The 17,434-nt window shown below is 64.3% G+C and carries 13 protein-coding genes; 3 read left to right on the top strand and 10 right to left on the bottom strand.

The features are described 5' to 3' along the window. Window positions 1-1,980 carry a hypothetical protein gene (locus AM586_RS09140; protein WP_156328129.1) on the top strand — a complete coding sequence of 660 codons (1,980 nt, stop codon included), beginning with the start codon at window positions 1-3 and terminating at the stop codon, window positions 1,978-1,980. A gap of 67 nt (window positions 1,981-2,047) precedes the next feature. Here AM586_RS09140 and AM586_RS09135 read toward each other — a convergent pair whose 3' ends face one another. Then, on the bottom strand, window positions 2,048-3,043 hold the full coding sequence (locus tag AM586_RS09135) for an endo alpha-1,4 polygalactosaminidase (protein ID WP_156328130.1): 996 nt from the start codon (window positions 3,041-3,043) through the stop codon (window positions 2,048-2,050). Between the two features lie 666 nt (window positions 3,044-3,709). On the opposite strand from AM586_RS09135, the gene AM586_RS28075 reads away from it, so the two are divergent. Continuing rightward, entirely contained in the window at window positions 3,710-3,856 is a 147-nt protein-coding gene (locus AM586_RS28075) for a hypothetical protein (RefSeq protein WP_156328131.1), read from the top strand. Window positions 3,857-3,913: 57 nt separating this feature from the next. Here AM586_RS28075 and yghU read toward each other — a convergent pair whose 3' ends face one another. The 9 genes from yghU to AM586_RS09090 form a co-directional block, all read right to left on the bottom strand. Continuing rightward, window positions 3,914-4,768 (bottom strand): glutathione-dependent disulfide-bond oxidoreductase, encoded by an 855-nt coding sequence (gene yghU, locus AM586_RS09130; RefSeq protein ID WP_060567044.1) that lies wholly within the window; start codon window positions 4,766-4,768, stop codon window positions 3,914-3,916. Window positions 4,769-4,853: 85 nt separating this feature from the next. Next, window positions 4,854-5,189 (bottom strand): TfoX/Sxy family protein, encoded by a 336-nt coding sequence (locus AM586_RS09125; RefSeq protein ID WP_047823637.1) that lies wholly within the window; start codon window positions 5,187-5,189, stop codon window positions 4,854-4,856. Window positions 5,190-5,237: 48 nt separating this feature from the next. Next, window positions 5,238-6,236, bottom strand: a complete 999-nt coding sequence (locus AM586_RS09120; protein ID WP_082439724.1) for an aldo/keto reductase — start codon at window positions 6,234-6,236, stop codon at window positions 5,238-5,240. Between the two features lie 137 nt (window positions 6,237-6,373). Next, window positions 6,374-6,736, bottom strand: a complete 363-nt coding sequence (locus AM586_RS09115; protein WP_047823639.1) for a DUF6232 family protein — start codon at window positions 6,734-6,736, stop codon at window positions 6,374-6,376. A 97-nt stretch (window positions 6,737-6,833) separates the two neighbouring features. Next, on the bottom strand, window positions 6,834-9,698 hold the full coding sequence (locus AM586_RS09110; RefSeq protein WP_047823641.1) for an Hsp70 family protein: 2,865 nt from the start codon (window positions 9,696-9,698) through the stop codon (window positions 6,834-6,836). After that, window positions 9,695-11,554: an Hsp70 family protein gene (locus AM586_RS09105; protein ID WP_047823643.1), complete on the bottom strand. Its 1,860-nt coding sequence runs from the start codon at window positions 11,552-11,554 to the stop codon at window positions 9,695-9,697. Before AM586_RS09105 ends, AM586_RS09110 begins: the two co-directional genes overlap by 4 nt. Before the next feature lie 8 nt (window positions 11,555-11,562). After that, on the bottom strand, window positions 11,563-12,159 hold the full coding sequence (locus tag AM586_RS09100; RefSeq protein WP_060567042.1) for a DUF2760 domain-containing protein: 597 nt from the start codon (window positions 12,157-12,159) through the stop codon (window positions 11,563-11,565). 63 nt (window positions 12,160-12,222) lie between these two features. Then, on the bottom strand, window positions 12,223-12,687 hold the full coding sequence (locus tag AM586_RS09095; protein WP_047823648.1) for a DUF86 domain-containing protein: 465 nt from the start codon (window positions 12,685-12,687) through the stop codon (window positions 12,223-12,225). A 160-nt stretch (window positions 12,688-12,847) separates the two neighbouring features. Beyond that, complete coding sequence (locus tag AM586_RS09090; protein WP_047823650.1) at window positions 12,848-14,098, bottom strand: putative Na+/H+ antiporter; 1,251 nt, start codon at window positions 14,096-14,098, stop codon at window positions 12,848-12,850. 302 nt (window positions 14,099-14,400) lie between these two features. Between AM586_RS09090 and AM586_RS09085 the strand changes: the two genes are divergently transcribed. Beyond that, window positions 14,401-17,271, top strand: a complete 2,871-nt coding sequence (locus AM586_RS09085) for a TonB-dependent receptor (protein ID WP_047823651.1) — start codon at window positions 14,401-14,403, stop codon at window positions 17,269-17,271. The last annotated feature ends 163 nt before the right edge of the window (window positions 17,272-17,434 follow it).

The raw sequence follows: 17,434 nt of genomic DNA, 5'->3' as shown, positions 1-17,434 counted from the left end.
ATGATGGACCAGCTATTAGTGCAGCAAGAAATGTCGCTTAGAAACGGACTGCAGAGGATGTTGACCAGGGCATTCCGTATTCCACGCCTGATCCGTGAAAAACCGACGCGGCGCCGCCTATCCGGGGGATGGAGCGTCCTGTTCGTGTCCATGTTGGCGCTGGCAATGCTGTTGCCAGACCGGGCCAGTGCGGAAACGCCGAAATCGATCGCCATGAAACTCTTGGTGATATCCGCGGACGGCACGGAACCCGTCCTGGCGGGGATGAAATCGACACTCGATCAGATTGGCGTACCCTATGACGTGCTGATCGCGAAGACGACGCCCTTCAGTGCGGCGACGCTGTCCGATGGCGCGGGGGCGGGGCGCTACCAGGGTATTATCCTGACGACCGGGAATCTTGGCTACGACACCTCGAGCGGCGATTATGTGAGCGCATTCAGCGCGGACCAATGGCAGGCCCTGTGGAATTACGAGGCGGCATTCAAGGTGCGCCAAGTAACCTTGTATACCTATCCGGCCGGCGCCCCCGACAATTACGGACTGAATATCTACAGCGGGGTCGATACGACAAGTTCGCCCGTGTATGCGAGCGTCACGACTGCCGGCAAATCGGTATTCAACTACCTGAATGCAGCCAATCCGATCAAGATAACGAACGCCTGGACCTATCTGGCGACACCAGCTTCGTCGACGAATCCCGTGCCGCTGCTGAAGACCGTGGACGGCTTTGCGATCGCCTCCATCTTCAATTACACCGACGGGCGCGCCAACCTGACGATCACGGCCGACGGCAATCCTTACCTGGTCCATACGATGGCGCTCGGCTATGGCATCGTGAATTGGGTGAGCAAAGGCGTATTCCTCGGCGCACGGAAGGTGTACATGAACGCCCAGCCGGATGACGTGCTGCTCGATGACGACATGTGGGACCCGGTCCGGAATAACGAGTTCGGCCCGACTTTCCGCATGAGCGGCTCCGACCTGGCAAGCCTGGCGGCATGGCAAACGGGTGTGCGTACAAAGTATCCTACCGCTGCAAGCTTGATCCTGGAGATGCCGTTCAACGGCGTGGGCGCGACGGGGGTGTACAGCAACGATACGCTGACCCCCGCCATCAAATCCTTGCAGTCGAATTTCCGGTGGATCAACCATACCTATACCCACGCGAACCTGGATGCGATCACCTATAACGGCGCCTACAAGGAAATCAACAAGAATAACAACATGGCAAACAACCTGGGATTGGGAGTGTATTCCAGGAAAACCATGATTCAGCCGGATATTTCCGGGCTTGGAAACCCGAACTTCCTGCAGGCTGCTGCCGATTTGAACATTCGTTACATATTGTCCGATACCTCGCAGCCCGGCTGGGATAACCCGACGCCGAATACCGGCTATGTCAGCAAGTATCAGCCCAGCATCCTGATCCTGCCGCGCCACCCCACGAACCTCTACTACAACGTGTCAACGCCCGAGGAGTGGGTATCGGAATACAATCACTTCTATGCACCGGGCGGGCTGTTCCCGTATTGGGACCATGCATTGTCTTATAGCGAGGTACTCGACAAGGAATCCACGATGATGTTGAGCTATCTGCTGAAGTACGATGTCGATTCGCTGATGTTCCACCAGCCGAATCTGCGCGCCTATAACGGCAAGAACTCGTTGCTCGGAGATTTGATCGAGGCCACGCTGGCGAAATACGAGCAGATCTTCACGCTTCCGATCGTCAATCCCAGCCAGATCGATACCGGAAATATCATGGCGGCGAGGATGGCTTATAACGCATCGGGCGCGAAGGCAACCCTGGTGTTGGGATCGCCGAACAAGATCACCCTGCAAACGGTGAACGCGGCGACGATTCCGGTCACCGGCATCAGTTATGGAAATAACGCCGAGTCTTACGGTGGCCAAAAAATTTCCAACATAAAACTTAGTGCTAGCCAGTCGGTGACGATTTCCGCTCCGGCCTGGTAATGCAAATCATGAGGGAAGGCCGATGCAATGGCCTTCCCTCATTGTCTTAAAGACTTCTATCAGGGTTTTAATATTTCTCGCGGCAGGAAATGCGCATCGCGTCGAGACTGAGGCGCTTCTTCAGGAAGTCCAGATTCGCTGCATTTGCTTTCGGGCAAAATACGGCCGGATCCAGCTTGTATTCCATGCCGAATACTGCCTTGTTCAGGCCGGTGAATGCCGAATAGACGCCGCATTCCTTGTATTGGTTGCACTGTTCGTTCATTGCCCAGTCAAAATAAGGCGCGAGTGCTTTCACCTGGTCGACGTCATTCTTCAAGCCCACCGACAGGTTCCGGTTATGGGCTTCCTGCGCAATCATCTTGTTGTAGTTGAGCTGATCCTGCGCCGTCAACGGGAAACCGGTGTCGTTGGTATAGCCGTCCATATTGTCCGGATCGACGCCATCGCAACCCTTGCTTGCCGCCACATCCATCCGCTTGCCCATGATGCCGCGCAGGACCGTCAGCTGGCGGATATCCAGCCAACGCTCGTCCGGCCAGCCGTCCATGACTTTGCCGAGGACCGAGGCCGGGAAGCTTGCCTTATCCGAGCGGTAATTTTCATAGCTGCCGGCGCTGAAGTAGCAAATGACCTTGGTGCCCTTGGCCTTGATCGCCGCGATCGTCGCGGCAGAGGTGTCATAGGCATCGACGTCGTACATCTTGACGTTCAGCTTCGGGTCCAGGGTGCCCGCATACTGGATCTGGAAAGACGTGCCGGGTGCCGGCACCCAGACCGAGGCGGGCTGGGTCGAGGCGGTCGACGTGCTCAGGGCCGCTGCCGTCATCGTCGCGCCGGCGGCGGTCGCCGTATCGGTCGTCGTGGTGCTCGACGCGCTCGTGTTGCGCGCCGGTTTCATATGGTGTTCACGCTTCGTCGAGGAGCTGCTCATGCTTGCCAGCAGTTGCGGAGATTCGCCGACTGCGGGGTTTGCCGAGTCAGTACCGCCCCCGCAAGCTGCCAGACCCGATGCAATAATCAAACCGCCAGCGGCGGAAATAAAGAGTTTCGTATTGATCACAGAAATTTCCAATTTGAGTTAATAAGACTGCTTGGCGACTCGGGTGGCTGGATCCGTCATTTGCGGCCTTTTGCCCCCCAATACGTGTTCATCTGGATCTAATTGAAAAATGATCAATTAGCGTCGATTTATCGGAACACGTGCGTTATCGTTTTCTATCTGATATTTCTCAGCTGAACGATTTCTGCAGGGATATTGCCCGTGGAAACTTTCTTTGTCAATCGTGTGTGAACCGGAAGTCGTTATGGAAATTTAAATATGTTTATTTTATTAAGATGAGGGAATATCAATATTAAATGTCTGAAATCTTTTTGTGTTCTTTTGATCGATTTCCTTCTGAGAAGAAGGCCTTAATGATAATGAACATTAAAGTAATAAATAATTGGAACAATATTGAAAGTAGGAATTTTCTTACAGGAATGAACGCGAAATATCTTTTGTTCCGTTTCTTAAATTAATTATTTTGAGAAACTGCATTATTGTAGATGTGTTTGTTCCGCGCAACAGAAAAAGTGGGAGAAGAAATTGAACATCTTTTGACAGATTGCGCAGACTGTGCTGTGCATGATGAAACTTGGATAAAGGAGACGGTTTCTTATGCGAGGTGCCGCACAGAATCAACCAGGCAGGCTGATTATTCTTGTGGGAAATTGAAGAACAGACAACATGCTGAAGAATATGACGATTGCCCAGCGCTGCAGCAATGCCGGTCCACTCGGCAAAGCGATCCCCACCCAACGCGTTGCCCTGGCGGCTGTGTTGGCTGCACGCCTGCGTGGACTGGCAAGTTCACTGCCGCGCCTGCGCCACTGAAGAATTGCCGCCGGGCGTGCGGATGCCGCCCGGTGAGCGCATGGCTGGGGAGGCAGTTCAGTCGAGGTCGGATGCGTCGTGGCGTTCGGCCACCTGTTCCTCGGGCTTGCCGCGCATGCGGTTGACCTTGCGGCCGCGCATGACGGCGGGGCGGGCCATGAGCTCGTCGGCCCAGCGCCGCACCTGCTGGTACTTGTGCACCGACAGGAATTCGGCGGCTTCATACAGTTCGCCCATCACCAGGCCGCCATACCAGGGCCAGATCGCCATGTCGGCGATGGTGTACTCGTCGCCGATGATGAAGCGGCGCTCGGCCAGCAGACGGTCGAGCACGTCGAGCTGGCGCTTGGCTTCCATCGCGTAGCGGTTGATCGGGTATTCCAGTTTTTCCGGCGCATAGGCGTAGAAGTGGCCGAAGCCGCCGCCCACGAATGGCGCCGAGCCCATCTGCCACATCAGCCAGTTGAAGGTCTCGGTGCGGGCCGGCAGGTCCTGCGGCAGGAAGGCGCCGAATTTTTCCGCCAGGTAGACCAGGATCGAGCCGGATTCGAACACGCGCAGCGGCTTTTCGCCGCTGCGGTCGACCAGGGCCGGGATCTTCGAATTCGGGTTGATTTCGACGAAGCCGGTGCCGAACTGGGCGCCCTCGTTAATCTTGATCAGCCAGGCATCGTATTCTGCGCCGGTGTGGCCGGCGGCCAGCAGCTCCTCGAGCATGATGGTGACCTTCTGACCGTTCGGCGTGCCCAGCGAATACAGCTGCAGCGGATGCTTGCCGACCGGCAGTTCCAGCTCGTGGGTGGCGCCGGCGACCGGGCGGTTGATGTTGGCGAAGGCGCCGCCCGATGGCGTCGCGGGGGACCAGACCCGCGGCGGGACGTAGGTCGAGAAGGGGTTCGAGCTGCCGGTCATTCTGTTCTCCTTGTCTGGGTGCTATCGAGGAGAGTGATGATGCCGCAAAATCGGCCGGCTTGCCGGAGACGGCAGGCGTGCGCGGCTAGGCGGCCTTCGCCGGCTTCTTCTTCGGCTTGGGCAGCGGCATCAGCGCGGCCGTTTCCTCGATCAGGCGGCGCAGCAGGTCCGGATCGTCGAGCAGTTCGTCGGCGATCGGATAATCCTTTGCGCCGGGGTAGGGCGGCCCCTGCGGCAGGTCCGGCGCGAGTGCGGTCACGGCCTTCGACGGTTTGATGAAAAGGCTGTTGTCGCAGGCGAAGGCGACGACCTTGTCGTCCAGGTAGAGCGCGTACTCGCCGAACATCTTCCGGCAGGTCAGCCGGCTGCCCAGCCTGGCGGTCTCCAGGACGTAGTCGACGAAGCTCGATTCGGTTGCCATATGGGGCCTCAAGGAAGGAATATCCCTGAGGGTAGCAGATGAGCAGGCCTAGGCCGCGGCTTTTCTCGGCGGCAGCGGTGCGTCGTACGGCACCAGTCCCTCGGCCCGCAGGTCTTCCCAGAACGCCGCCGCGATCTCCATGTGCATCAGGGTGGCGTTGCGGCGCAGGTGTTCCGGGCTGCTGGCGCCGGGGATGGTGGCCGCCACGACCGGGTGTGCGGCGCCGAACTGCAGTGCCGCCGCCGCCAGGTCGACATGGTGCCGGCTCGCCACCTGGCGCAGGCGTTCGCGGTGCGCGTGCTGCGCCGGTTTGGCCGGCTGGTAGTCGTAGTGTTCGCCGCCGGCCAGGAAGCCGGAATTGAAGGGGCCGCCCAGCACCACGTGGGCGCCGCGCTGCGCGCACAGCGGGAACAGTTCCGCGAGCGGCGTGGTCTCCATCAGCGTGTAGCGGCCGGCCAGCAGGAAGATGTCGGGGTCGGAGTCGCGCAGCGCGCGCAGGCAGGGATCGACCGTGTTCACGCCCAGGCCCCAGCCCTTGATGATGCCTTCTTCGCGCAGCCTGACCATGCCTTCGAAGGCGCCGCCCTTGCCGGCGGCGATCCGGTAGTAATGCTCGAATTCGCTGCCGAACATGTCGGGCGAGAGATCGTGCACGTAGGCGATGTCGATGTGGCCGAGGGCCAGGCGCTGCAGGCTGTCCTCGACCGAGCGGCGCACGCCGTCGGCGGTGTAGTCGATCACGCGCCTGAAGGGCAGGGCGCCGACGAAAGGCGCTTCGATCTCGCCCGGCATGTGGGGCGCCAGCAGGCGTCCGGTCTTGGTCGACAGCGTGTATTCGTGGCGCGCACGGCGGCGCAGGGCCTGGCCGAAGCGGTGCTCGGACAGGCCGGCGCCGTAATTGGGCGCGGTGTCGAAGTAGCGGATCCCGGCTTCCCAGGCGGCATCGACGGTCGTGACGGCCGCCTCGTCGCTGGTAGTGTGGTACATGTCGCCCAGCCCGGTGCCGCCCAGGCCCAGACGCGTGATCGGTCGATAGCGCTGGTTCACGGTGGATCCTTTCTCATGCTCGGTTGCGGAGCATGCTACACCGTCGGGATGGGCGCACGCTTGACCGTACTGATCAAAGTACGGCCTAACTCTTCAAAGAGGTATGCTGCGCGATGACTGCTGACAGGAGTTTGAGACTATCCGCGATAAACAATCGCATCGTTCAATGCCGCGATCACGCTGTCCAGATAATCGCGTTGATACGTTACCAGCGCTTTCGTTTCTCCGGCTGAGGTTGCTAACAGGATGTGGTATATCGTTTTCTGTTGGTAGAGGTAATAAGCTGCGGCAGCGGTTATCAGTAAGCCCACCATGAAGCTAGCTTTGATCATGATTGCCAAGCCGATGAGCAAGATAACTACCCCACCGAAGCGGCTTGGCTTTTGCTCAAATGGTTTTACGGAGGTAACGTTATTCATCACGTAGGTCTGTCCGCCGCTCACAAAGCGAGCATTGGTCACCTTTACATCGTCATACTCGAAAAAAGTCCGCTCTTCCATTACATCCTCAGAGAAAAAACGTTGATAATTTTGAAGATGTTACGTTTTTTCAGCATCAAGAAATGCGCACTTTGTCACGCTGAGGTACGCTACTTGATCAGCGCAACAGCTTCAAGCCCGGCGGCAGCGCATCCCCGAGCATGCGCGCGGTGCTGGCCTGGTCGAGCTCGACCACGTCGCGCACCATCGCAGCCCAGCTGGGCGGCGCGCCGCTGGCCGCGAGCTTGTGCAGCACCTGCTCGCGCAGCGGCTCTCCAATGTCGCGCGAGCGGTCGCCGGTCTTGCGGGCGATGTGGGCGGCGGCGAAGCCGGCCGGCTCGATGCGCTTCCAGTCCAGCCGCAGCAGGTTTTCCAGCCAGCGCTCGGCCGCCTCGATGCTTGCGACTTCGTGGGCGCTGGACTGCAGCGACTGGCGCGCGCCGACGCGGGCCAGGGCCCACAGGTAGCGGGCGTAGGTGGCGGCGGTCTTCGGATCCAGTTTCGGCATCGCGGGGATCGCCATGATCTGCTGCATCATCCAGTCGCCGATCTCGACCTTGTAGGCGGAGGGGATGCGTTCGAGCGAGGCGCCCAGGCGCAGCATGTCGTCCTCGCTGCCGTCGACCAGGGTGACGGGACGCCTGGCGCGGTCCGCGGGCTCGGCCTGCAGGTTGAAGGCGAAGTCGTCGAGCAGGCGCAGTTGCGCATCAATGGAGAGGCCGCCGGCCACGCGGCGCCACAGCGTCCACCACTCGGCGCGCACCTGGCTGTCCTTGTGATACTGCGCGCCGGCCTCGAACAGGGCCCACAGCTGCTCGATGCGCCACTCGTCGAGCGGATCGCCGAAGCCGGGGCGCAGGCACCAGCCGGCCAGGTTCAGCCAGACACGTTCGTGCTCGGCCGAGCGGCGCCGTCCCCTGGCGCGCTCCAGCAGGGCGTCGAACAGGCGGCGCAGCAGCGGCGTTTCCCAGCGCTCGCGGCTGCCCAGCAGATGCTCCAGCGCGCCGCGCAGCTGGCGCACCTCGCGGCTTTCCACCTGCTGGTTGCGGGCGCCGAAGATGCGGTCGATGCGCGCGATGGCCTGGTCGAGCTGCGGCGGCATGGCCGCGCTGTCGGCCTCGTCCTCGTGGGCTTCTTCGTCAAGGCCGCGCAGCTGGAATTCGAGCTTCCAGCGCTGGCCGCTGCCATCCTCGGCCACGCAATGCACGTCCAGCGTGCCGACCTCGGACAGCGAGGCCGCCAGCTGGACCGGGATCTCCGCCCTGGCCTCGGCCTTCCGCGCGCGCAGCACGGTGGCGATGGCCGGCAGGCGCACCACCTCGCCCGGATCCAGTTCGAGCAGGTCGCCGGGCTGCGGCGGGCTTCCCTGCGGATCGGCGGTGGTGGAGACCAGGTGGAAGCGCACCGGCCGTCCCAGGCGCAGGCCGAAGCTGCGCTCCGCCAGGCGTACTTCGATGCCGGGCTGTTCGCCGCGCGGCAGCAGGCACACGGCTTTCAGTTTTCCGCTGCCCGGTACCCCGTCGAGCAGCAGGAAGTAGCTGCGCGCCGAGCCGCTTTCGATGGCCGGGGCCAGGCCCTGGCGCGCCAGCGAGTAGGCGACGCCGCCGCGCGCCACGGCGACGTCGGGGTCGGCATTGTGCAGCACGCGGACCGGCTGGCCACGCCAGCTGGACAGGGTGTCGGCCAGGCGCTGCGCCAGCGGGACGGCGCGGAAGACGCCGCCGTTCAGCAGCAGGGTGTCAGGAACAGGCAGGTTCCCATCGTCGTCTAGGCCCAGCGCTTCGCGCGCCGCCCGGGCGTGCTGGCGCAGGAAGTCGGCCAGGTGGCGCGTGATGGCCGGGTCGCTGGCGTAGGGCAGGCCGAATTCGACGATGCCGGCGCGCGCGCGCTTCGCGCCTTCGCGGCTGCCGTTGAGCGGGAAGAAGCCGTCCAGCACGATGCGCTCGATGTCGTCGCGCGTGAGCTGGGCGGTCCGGCTGGCGCCGACCAGGCGCGAACCCGCGCCCAGCAGGGTAACGCTTACCTGGTCCGGCGCATCCGGCGCCAGCAGCTGTTCCTTGGCCGAGCGGCAGCGTTCGGTCAGCTGGGCCAGGCGGACAGCGGACAGGCGCGCTTGCGGTGACTGCTGGCCGTCCTGCCGCTTGTCCTGACTGAGCAGCCGGGCTTCGACCAGATGGGCCAGGGCGAGGTCCATGTTGTCGCCGCCCAGGATCAGGTGGTTGCCGACGCCGATGCGCGTGAGTTTGGGGGAACCGTCCTCCAGCTCGACCTTGACCAGGCTGAAGTCGGTGGTGCCGCCGCCGACGTCGGCCACCAGCACCAGGCGCGTGCCCGCCAGTTCCTCGTTCAGCGTGGCGCGGTGGCGGTGCAGCCAGTCGTACAGGGCGGCCTGCGGCTCTTCGAGCAGGCGCAGGCTGGGCAGGCCGGCCAGGCGCGCGGCTTCGAGCGTGAGCGCACGCGCGCCTTCGTCGAAGGAAGCGGGAACGGTCAGGACCAGGTCCTGTTCGGCCAGGGGATGGCCGGGATGGCGCGCATCCCAGGCCGCGCGCAGGTAGGCCAGGTAGCTGGCGCTGGCCGCCACCGGCGAGACCTTGGGGACGTCCTCGGGCGCACCCCAGGGCAGGATGGCGGCGGTGCGGTCGACGCCGTGGTGCGACAGCCAGCTCTTGGCAGATGCAACTAACCGACCTGGAGTATGGGCACCGAGCAGGCGGGCAAGCCGGCCGACCACGGCATCCGGCACGCCGGCCAGGTCGGCATGCAGCCAGGGGAGTTGCAGTGCGCCCGCCGCCAGTTCACCGGGGGCGGGATGATAACGGGCGGACGGCAGCAGGAGGCCGGGGGCGACTTCGCCAGGCGCCACCAGCTGCTCGATGGCGAAGGTCGCGACCTGCTGCGTCCCCGGTGCGGCGTAGGCCAGCACCGTGTTGGTGGTGCCGAGGTCGATGCCGACCAGCCAGGCCGGCGCCCTGGACGCGTTCACTGGTTTTCGGTGGCCCGCACGTCGAACTCGACCTTCCAGCGCTGTCCCTCGCGCGAGACGGCGATCAGTTCGAGCGTGCCGGTTTCAAGCGCCAGTGCATGCAGCTTGACCATGGCGACGTCGCCCGGGGTGCGGCCCTCGGCAGGCAGCTCGGCCTGGATCTCGTTCAGTTCCTGCAGTTCGTCCGGGCCCCAGAACTCGAGCACGTCGCCGATGCGGTCCTGGCGCCGGGTGGTCGAGCCGAAGAAGCGGAAGTGGACCGGCTCGCCGACCACCAGGCCGAATTCCTGGCCCGGCAGTTCCAGCTCGCTGCCTTCTTCCATGCCGAAGGGCGCCACGCACAGGGCCGTGATGGGCGGTTCCATGCCGGGGATGGCCGGCATCGACGATTCCACGCCGACGTAGTAGGAACGCGCCGTGCCGCCGCGGATGCGCACGCCGCCGCCGCGCCGCGCATAGCCGTAATAGGCCGCGCCGCGCGCCACCGCCAGGTCGAGGTCGGCGCCTTCGAGCATGCGCGCCGGTTCCGCGCCTTCCATGTACAGCCAGTCGTTGATGGTGTCCATCACGCGCCTGGACAGGATGTCGGACTTGAACACGCCGCCGTTGAACAGCACCGCGGTCGGGTGCAGGAAGCTGTGTTCCGGGTTCACCTGGCCTTGGAAGCCTTCCAGCTCCGCGGTGGCGCCGGCCTGGCGGCCGAGGAAGGCGGCCAGGTGGCGGGTCACCGCGGCGTCCTGCGCATACGGCAGGCCGACCTGGGTCAGGCCGGCGCGCGTGCGGGTGGCCGGACGGGCGTTCGCTTCGACGCGCGGGAAGAAGCCGTCGGTGATGAAGGCGGTGACTTCGTCGCGCGTGAGTTCGGTGCGGATCGAGCCGCCGATCAGCTTCGAGCCGCGGCTCGGCACGACGATCGGCCAGGCCGTGGCGTTGGCGTCGGCCAGCAGGTGTTCCTTGGCGCCGCGGCAGGCGTAGGTCAGGGCGCGCATCTGCCAGGCGTCGAGCTGGGTGCCGTTGGCCTGCAGCTTTCTCGCCACCAGGTGCGCCAGCGCGAGGTCCATATTGTCGCCGCCCAGCAGGATGTGGTCGCCGACGGCGACGCGGTGCGGTTCCAGGTTGCCGTCGCGCTCGAGGATGGCGATCAGCGAGAAGTCGCTGGTGCCGCCGCCGACGTCGACCACCAGCACGATGTCGCCGGCCTTGACCTGCTTGCGCCAGCGGCCGCCACTGCCTTCGATCCAGCTGTACAGGGCCGCCTGCGGCTCTTCGAGCAGGACAGGATTGCCATAGCCGGCGTTGCGAGCCGCTTCCGCGGTCAGTTCGCGCGCGCCCGGGTCGAAGGATGCGGGAATCGTCACGGTGACGGCCTGCTGCTCGAAGGGCGCTTCCGGATGCGCAGCATTCCAGGCGTTGCGGATGTGTTCGAGGTAGCGGGTCGATGCGCTCAGGGGAGAAACGCGCTCGACTTCTTCCGGGGCGTCCGCCGGCAGGATCGCGGCGCGGCGGTCCACGCTCGGGTGGCTCAGCCAGCTCTTGGCCGAGGACACCAGGCGGATCGGGGTGCCGGCGCCGCGGCTGCGTGCCATTTCACCGATGATGGATAAAGAAGCGGGCGCGGCCTGGCCATCGGTCCAGGGCAGGGCCAGTTCGCCGGCTGCCAGTTCGTCCGGGTGCGGCAGGTACATGAAGGAGGGCAGCAGCGGCAGCGCCTCGACGGTGCCGGGACCGCTCAGCTGTGGGATCGCCAGCACGCCCTGGTCGGCCTTCTCGCCGTCGCTGGCCTGCAGGTCGACATAAGAGAGGGCGCTGTGGGTGGTGCCGAGGTCGATGCCGATGGCGTAACGCGCCGTTTCCATATTTGCGCTCACAGTTCCACCTCCGCCGGCGCGATGATGTTGGCGTCGTGCTTGTCGGCCAGCTGCGGCAGGCTGACCTTGGCGGCGCGCCAGCCGCGGTGGCTCAGGGTGCCGGTGAACGGCGCCTTGCCGACCACGTTGCCGGTCAGGCGCACGCTGGCGGCGTCGAAGCCTTCCTGCAGGGTGACGCGGGCGCCTTCGAGCTCGTTGCGCACCGGTTCGATCGTGAAGTGCTCGCGCAGCACGCGGGCGCAGCCTTCGTGCACGACGCGGGCGGCGGCGCCGATGTCGGCGTCGCTGTACACGGTGATGTTCTCGTTGGCGAAGTCGATCAGGCGCGCCTCACGCTGCAGCAGGGACAGCAGCTGCAGGGCGGCGTCGGGCGTCGCGACGCGCAGCGGGGCCGCGGCCGGCGCGGGCGCAGGCGCAGGTGCAGGTGCAGGTGCAGGTGCAGGTGCAGGTGCCGGCGCCGGTGCGGCGATCGGGCCGATCTGGTCGTCGCGCACGCGCGCGGCGAACTCGGCGTCGCCCAGGGTCTTGAAGAAGGCGCCGAAGGCGAGGGAAAGCCGGCTCCAGAAGGAGGGCAGGTTGGTCGGTTGGCTCATGTTCTTTGTGTTGTCCGGTCCATGAAAGCGCGCATGATACCAGTTAGACAAAAAGTCGCAGACTTAGATGGCAGGATCGCCGGCGGCGGATGTCCCGGCAGGCGTTGCGGCCGGCATATCCGCGGCCCGCGCCAGCAAAGCGCGCGCACAGGCGTCGAAATCGTCGAGGCCGCGCTTGATGATGGTGACCAGGGCCGGCAGCGGCGCCGCCTGGTGATCCCATTCGGCGCGGCAGAACTCGCCGGTGCGCTTCAGGTCTTCGCCGAGGGCGGGATCGATCCAGCCGTTCTCTTCCAGCAGCGAGATCACTTCACGCTCGTCGTGCGCCGGACCCAGGCCGAGCTGGGCGAGCGCGTAGTCGCCCATCTCCACCACCGCTTCCCAGGCGCGGATCACGTTCAGCGTGGCCGCGTCCTGGCGCGTGATGTCGCCGACAAAGGTGGTCGGGTCCTTCTCGTACTCGTCGCGGGCACGCTTGATGCAGCGTTCGATGGTGCCCGTCTTGCTGACCAGAAGATCGTTGTCCATAAAAAAGAATCCTTTTGAACTACGTTAGCGCACAAGGGGCGCTCGAAAACCGTCGCGAGCGGCCGCAGTTCGGTTCGAGAAGCGCAGCTGTACTTACGGTGCAGCGGGCATCGCAGAACCGAAATGCAACGCGCAGCAGGTTTGCGAGCCCCCCACCACGTTACAGGAGGAACATGATGGCCGCCGCACAGGTGGGGCCGAGCGCCCCCAGCAGCAGCCAGACGGCGCCGATCGATTCGTCGGCGAAGCCATGGCGCAGCAGGGCCGCGCCGGCCGGATTCGGCGCGTTGGCGATCACCGTCAGGCCGCCGCCGCCCACCGCGCCGGCCATCAGCATGTATTTCTCGTGCGCGGACAAGCCGCTGATCAGCGAGCCCAGGTAGGTGAGGGCGGCATTGTCGGTGATCGCCGTCAGGCCGAGGGCGCCGAAGAACAGCGCGGTCGGGCCGAGGCTGGAGACGACCGGCTGCAGCCACCATTGCTGCATGCCGCCCAGCACCACCAGGCCGGCCAGGAAAAAGCCGACCAGCAGGCCTTCCTTCAGGATCAGCGGCGACTGGTAGCGGTCATAGGCCTGGGTAAAGCCGAGGAAGAGCAGGAACAGGCCGAGGAACAGCACCGGATGGTGGGCCAGCAGCACCACCGCGGCCAGGAAGGCCAGGTGGATCAGCGCCACCAGCGGCGGCACCGGCGCCGATTCGCCATCGACCGACGCGTCGAGCGGGCGCAGGTGGGTCCGCAGCAGGAAGGTGATGACCGTGGCGTTGAACAGCACGGCGACCAGCGCGCGCCAGCCGATATGCGTCAGCATGTAGGTGCTGTCCCAGCCCCAGGTGCCGGCCACCATCAGCACCGGCGGCGCCGCGTAGGAGGTGAGGGTGCCGCCGATCGAGACGTTCACGAACAGCACGCCCAGCGCGCCGTACTTGAGCCATTCGGGCATGCCCTGGCGGAACACGGTAGGCGCCAGCATCAGCGCGGCCAGGGTCATCGCGGCCGGCTCCGTGATCAGCGAACCGCACAGCGGCACCAGGGCCAGCGCCAGCCAGGCCTGCGCCACTTCGGAGCGTACCGGCGCCAGCCTGGACAGCATACGCAGCAGGGCGCGCGCCGCTTCCAGCACGGGCCGCGAGGCGGCCACCACCATCACGACGAACACGAACAGCGGCTCGGTGTAGTGGCGCGACTCGGCATAGTCGACCGCCGCGGCGCGGCCCTCGACCATGGCCATGAAGATCATCAGCACGAAGGCCCAGAAACCGAACACGACTTCGACCTCGCCCAGCAGGTGGAACAGGCCGGCGTGGCGCGGATGGCGGTGCGCCAGGACTTCGAACAGGTGGGTCGAGAAGGTGTGCAGCAGGGCCAGGACGAACAGGACCAGGCCGATGGTTTGCATGGTCGTGGTCATCGTGGAACTCCGGTGAAGCGTGCGATAGCGGGCATTGTGCAGCGTCATTGAAATGGCAATGCCGCCATTATTTCATTTTTTGCAGACCTTGCCGGAATTGTTGCGCGTACAGATCCCGCCGAGGAAACGAAGTTTGAAACGCGATTTGCTACCAAAAATACCACACAAAGATGTGACTGGTTCGCGTTCAATTGACACAAAAATACGTCGGTGATGTGATTGATCAGCCTGACTGTCGGGGAAAAAAAGAAAGGCCGCTAGCCAGGTTATTCGACAAATTCCTATCACGGAGACTTATTCCCATGGCGACATTGCATTCGGTTTTTCTACAAAAGCCGCTCACGCTTGCGGTTCGTTTTGCCCTGGCCAGCCTGGCGGCCGTTCCACTGGCTGCCCTTGCCCAGGATTCCACCACCTCGACCACGACCGACACGACCCGGAGTCCTGCGGCCAACCAGCAGGTTCAACGCGTCGAAGTGACGGGCTCGCGCATTCGCCGCACCGACATCGAAACGCCCAGTCCGGTCCAGATCATCAGCGCCAAGGAACTCAAGGAGACGGGGTACACCTCCGTCTCCGAGGTACTGCGCAACATCACCGCCAACGGCCAGGGCACGCTGTCGCAATCGTTCAGCGGCGCCTTCGCGGCCGGCGCCTCCGGCATCTCGCTGCGCGGCCTCACCGTCGGGGCGACCCTGGTGCTGATCGATGGCCAGCGCATGGCGCCCTATGCGCTGTCGGACGACGGCCAGCGCAGCTTCGTCGATATCAGCCAGATCCCGATGGAGGCGATCGAACGCATCGAGGTGCTGAAGGACGGCGCTTCCTCGATCTATGGTTCGGATGCGGTGGCCGGCGTGGTCAACGTGATCCTCAAGAAGCAATATTCGGGCAGCGAACTCACCGCCGAGGTCGGCCAGTCCTGGCGCGGCGATGGCGTCACCGCGCACGCCTCGGGCATCCGCGGCTGGGGCGACCTCGACCGCGACGGACACAGCGCCTATCTTGCGCTCGAATACCGCCACCAGAACGAGATCCTGGCGATCAATCGCAACCGGGCATTCACGAATACGGACTGGACGGCCTTCGGCGGCAAGAACCTGACCCGCGGCGTACCGACCGCGGCCAATGGCTTCCAGCCGTCCAGCATCACCGGCTACCTGATCGATCCGGACACCGGCGCCATCACCAATCTGCCGGGCTGCACCAGCGCCCAGTTCAACGCCGGCCAGTGCGCCTACCGCGACCGCGGTCTGGAGTTGCAGCCGGCTACCAAGAACATCAACCTGCTCGGCTCCTATGTCCAGAAGCTGGGCGACGACTGGCAGGTCAACCTGAAGGGTTCCTACTTCCGCTCGGAGGCGGAGCAGGTGAACCGCTTTGCGACCACGGCCGGCCTCGGCGGGCTGTCGGCGCTGGCTTATGGGCCGGGCATTCCGCCGCAGGCAACGCCGCCTGGCGCACCGATCCTGATCACGGTGCCCGCCACCTATCCCGGCAACACGACCGGGCGCCCCCAGGTCCTGCAATACAACTTTCCGGAACTGGGCGGCAGCCGCGCCGGCGTGAAGTCCGATACCTGGCGCGTGGGCGCCGACCTGGCCGGCACGCTTGCAGGCTGGGACCTGACGGCCGCGGTCGGCGCCAGCGAAAGCACGGTCAAGCAGGACATCAGCAACGGCTTCAATATCACCAACCTGCAGGCGGCCTTCAACGACCCGGTCCATCCCTACCTGATCGGCGATGCCGCCAGCGGCAATACCCAGGCCCAGCGCGACTTCATCGCCCCGCTGCAGCGTGCGAAGGCCACCAGCAAGCTGCAGTTCGTGCGCGTGTCCGCCGGCCATGAGCTGATGCAGCTGACGGGCGGCGCGCTGGCCCTGAACCTGGGCCTCGAATATACGCACCGCGCCCTCGACGCCCAGGCGCCGCCGACCGTTGCCAACGGCACCCAGATCGGCAATAACGCCTGGGCCATCGGCACCCAGAACATCGGCGCCGGATATGGCGAGATCGTGGCGCCGGTGCTGAAGAACCTCGAGCTCGACGCCTCGGTGCGCTATGACAAGGTGATGGGCATCGACAAGGCCGTCACGCCCAAGGCGGGCTTCAAATGGTCGCCGCTCCGCCAGGTCACCGTGCGCGGCACTTATACCGAAGGCTTCCGCGCGCCGAATCCGGCCGAGATCGGCAACACCGGTAACTATTTCTTCGCCAATACCCAACCCGACCCGGTGCTGTGCGCGAACGCGGGCGACGATCCCGCCACGACGCCCGGCAACTTCCCGCAGCAATGCAACGTGTCGATCGCCGGCGTCCAGACCCCGGGCAAGAACCTGAAGTCGGAAAAATCCAAGTCCTATACCTTCGGCCTGATCCTCGAGCCCGTCCGCAACCTGAACGTCTCGCTGGACTATTACCACATCCGCATCGACAACCAGATCATCAGCGGGATCAACGATCCGGCCTACGACGCGACGCCCTTCCTGGTGCGCGGCGTGCCGATCGCGCAGCCCTTCGTGAACCCGGACGGCAGCCTCTCGACCGTCACGCCGCCGGTCGGCAATGCGCTGTTTGCGCCGTATCCCTTCGAGAATGCGCTGTACACGATGACCAACGGCATCGATCTCGACGCCCGCATGAACTGGCCAGTGGCCGGCGGCAAGGTGAGCGCCCAGCTGACCGCGACCCACATGATCTCGTACAAGCAGGGCACCGCCGGCGCCGAGGCGATCCAGCTGGCCGGCACCCACGGTCCGTCGGCGACCTCCGGCGACACCGGCAACCCGCGCGACCGGGCCCAGCTCAAGATCGGCTGGGACAAGGGCCCCCTGACCTTGTCCACCACGGTGAACTGGGTCAGCAGCTTCTCCGTGATCGATCCCTCGTCGACCAACGCCGCCACTTGTGCGGACGCGATCTCCTTCGTGTTCGCGACGCCGAATCCGGAATTCTGCCGGGTCCGTGCCTTCACTTCGGTCGACGTCTATGGCGAGTACCGCCTGTCGAACAAGCTCAGCCTGCATGCTTCGGTCCTGAACCTGTTCAACAGTCCGCCGCCACTGGACTTCCAGACCTATGGCGGCTCGCCGTCGACCTTCTACAACCCGGCGCTGCACCAGGCGGGGGCGGTCGGGCGCTTCGTCAACGTCGGCCTCAACTACAAGTTCTGACCGGGCCTGCTGACTCGGTAGGTTTGCCGTTTCGATGCCAGGGAAGCCCGCGCAATGCGGGCTTTTTGTCGTGGCCGCGCCCGCACAGCGCTGTAGTCGATGAATAAAACCGTTACTGCGCGAGCACGTATGTCCTTGATCTGACGCGTCGGCATCGGCACGC

Source organism: Massilia sp. WG5 (assembly GCF_001412595.2).
Lineage (GTDB): Bacteria > Pseudomonadota > Gammaproteobacteria > Burkholderiales > Burkholderiaceae_D > Telluria.
This window is presented reverse-complemented; position numbering and strand designations above follow the sequence as displayed.

Bases quoted from the DNA above. Each gene is read 5' to 3' on its own strand.
- AM586_RS09140 (WP_156328129.1), top strand. From the start codon at position 1: ATGATGGACCAGCTATTAGTGCAGCAAGAAATGTCGCTTAGAAACGGA.
- AM586_RS28075 (WP_156328131.1), top strand. From the start codon at position 3,710: ATGCTGAAGAATATGACGATTGCCCAGCGCTGCAGCAATGCCGGTCCA.
- yghU (WP_060567044.1), bottom strand. From the start codon at position 4,768: ATGACCGGCAGCTCGAACCCCTTCTCGACCTACGTCCCGCCGCGGGTC.
- AM586_RS09125 (WP_047823637.1), bottom strand. From the start codon at position 5,189: ATGGCAACCGAATCGAGCTTCGTCGACTACGTCCTGGAGACCGCCAGG.
- AM586_RS09115 (WP_047823639.1), bottom strand. From the start codon at position 6,736: ATGGAAGAGCGGACTTTTTTCGAGTATGACGATGTAAAGGTGACCAAT.
- AM586_RS09105 (WP_047823643.1), bottom strand. From the start codon at position 11,554: ATGGAAACGGCGCGTTACGCCATCGGCATCGACCTCGGCACCACCCAC.
- AM586_RS09100 (WP_060567042.1), bottom strand. From the start codon at position 12,159: ATGAGCCAACCGACCAACCTGCCCTCCTTCTGGAGCCGGCTTTCCCTC.
- AM586_RS09095 (WP_047823648.1), bottom strand. From the start codon at position 12,687: ATGGACAACGATCTTCTGGTCAGCAAGACGGGCACCATCGAACGCTGC.
- AM586_RS09090 (WP_047823650.1), bottom strand. From the start codon at position 14,098: ATGACCACGACCATGCAAACCATCGGCCTGGTCCTGTTCGTCCTGGCC.
- AM586_RS09085 (WP_047823651.1), top strand. From the start codon at position 14,401: ATGGCGACATTGCATTCGGTTTTTCTACAAAAGCCGCTCACGCTTGCG.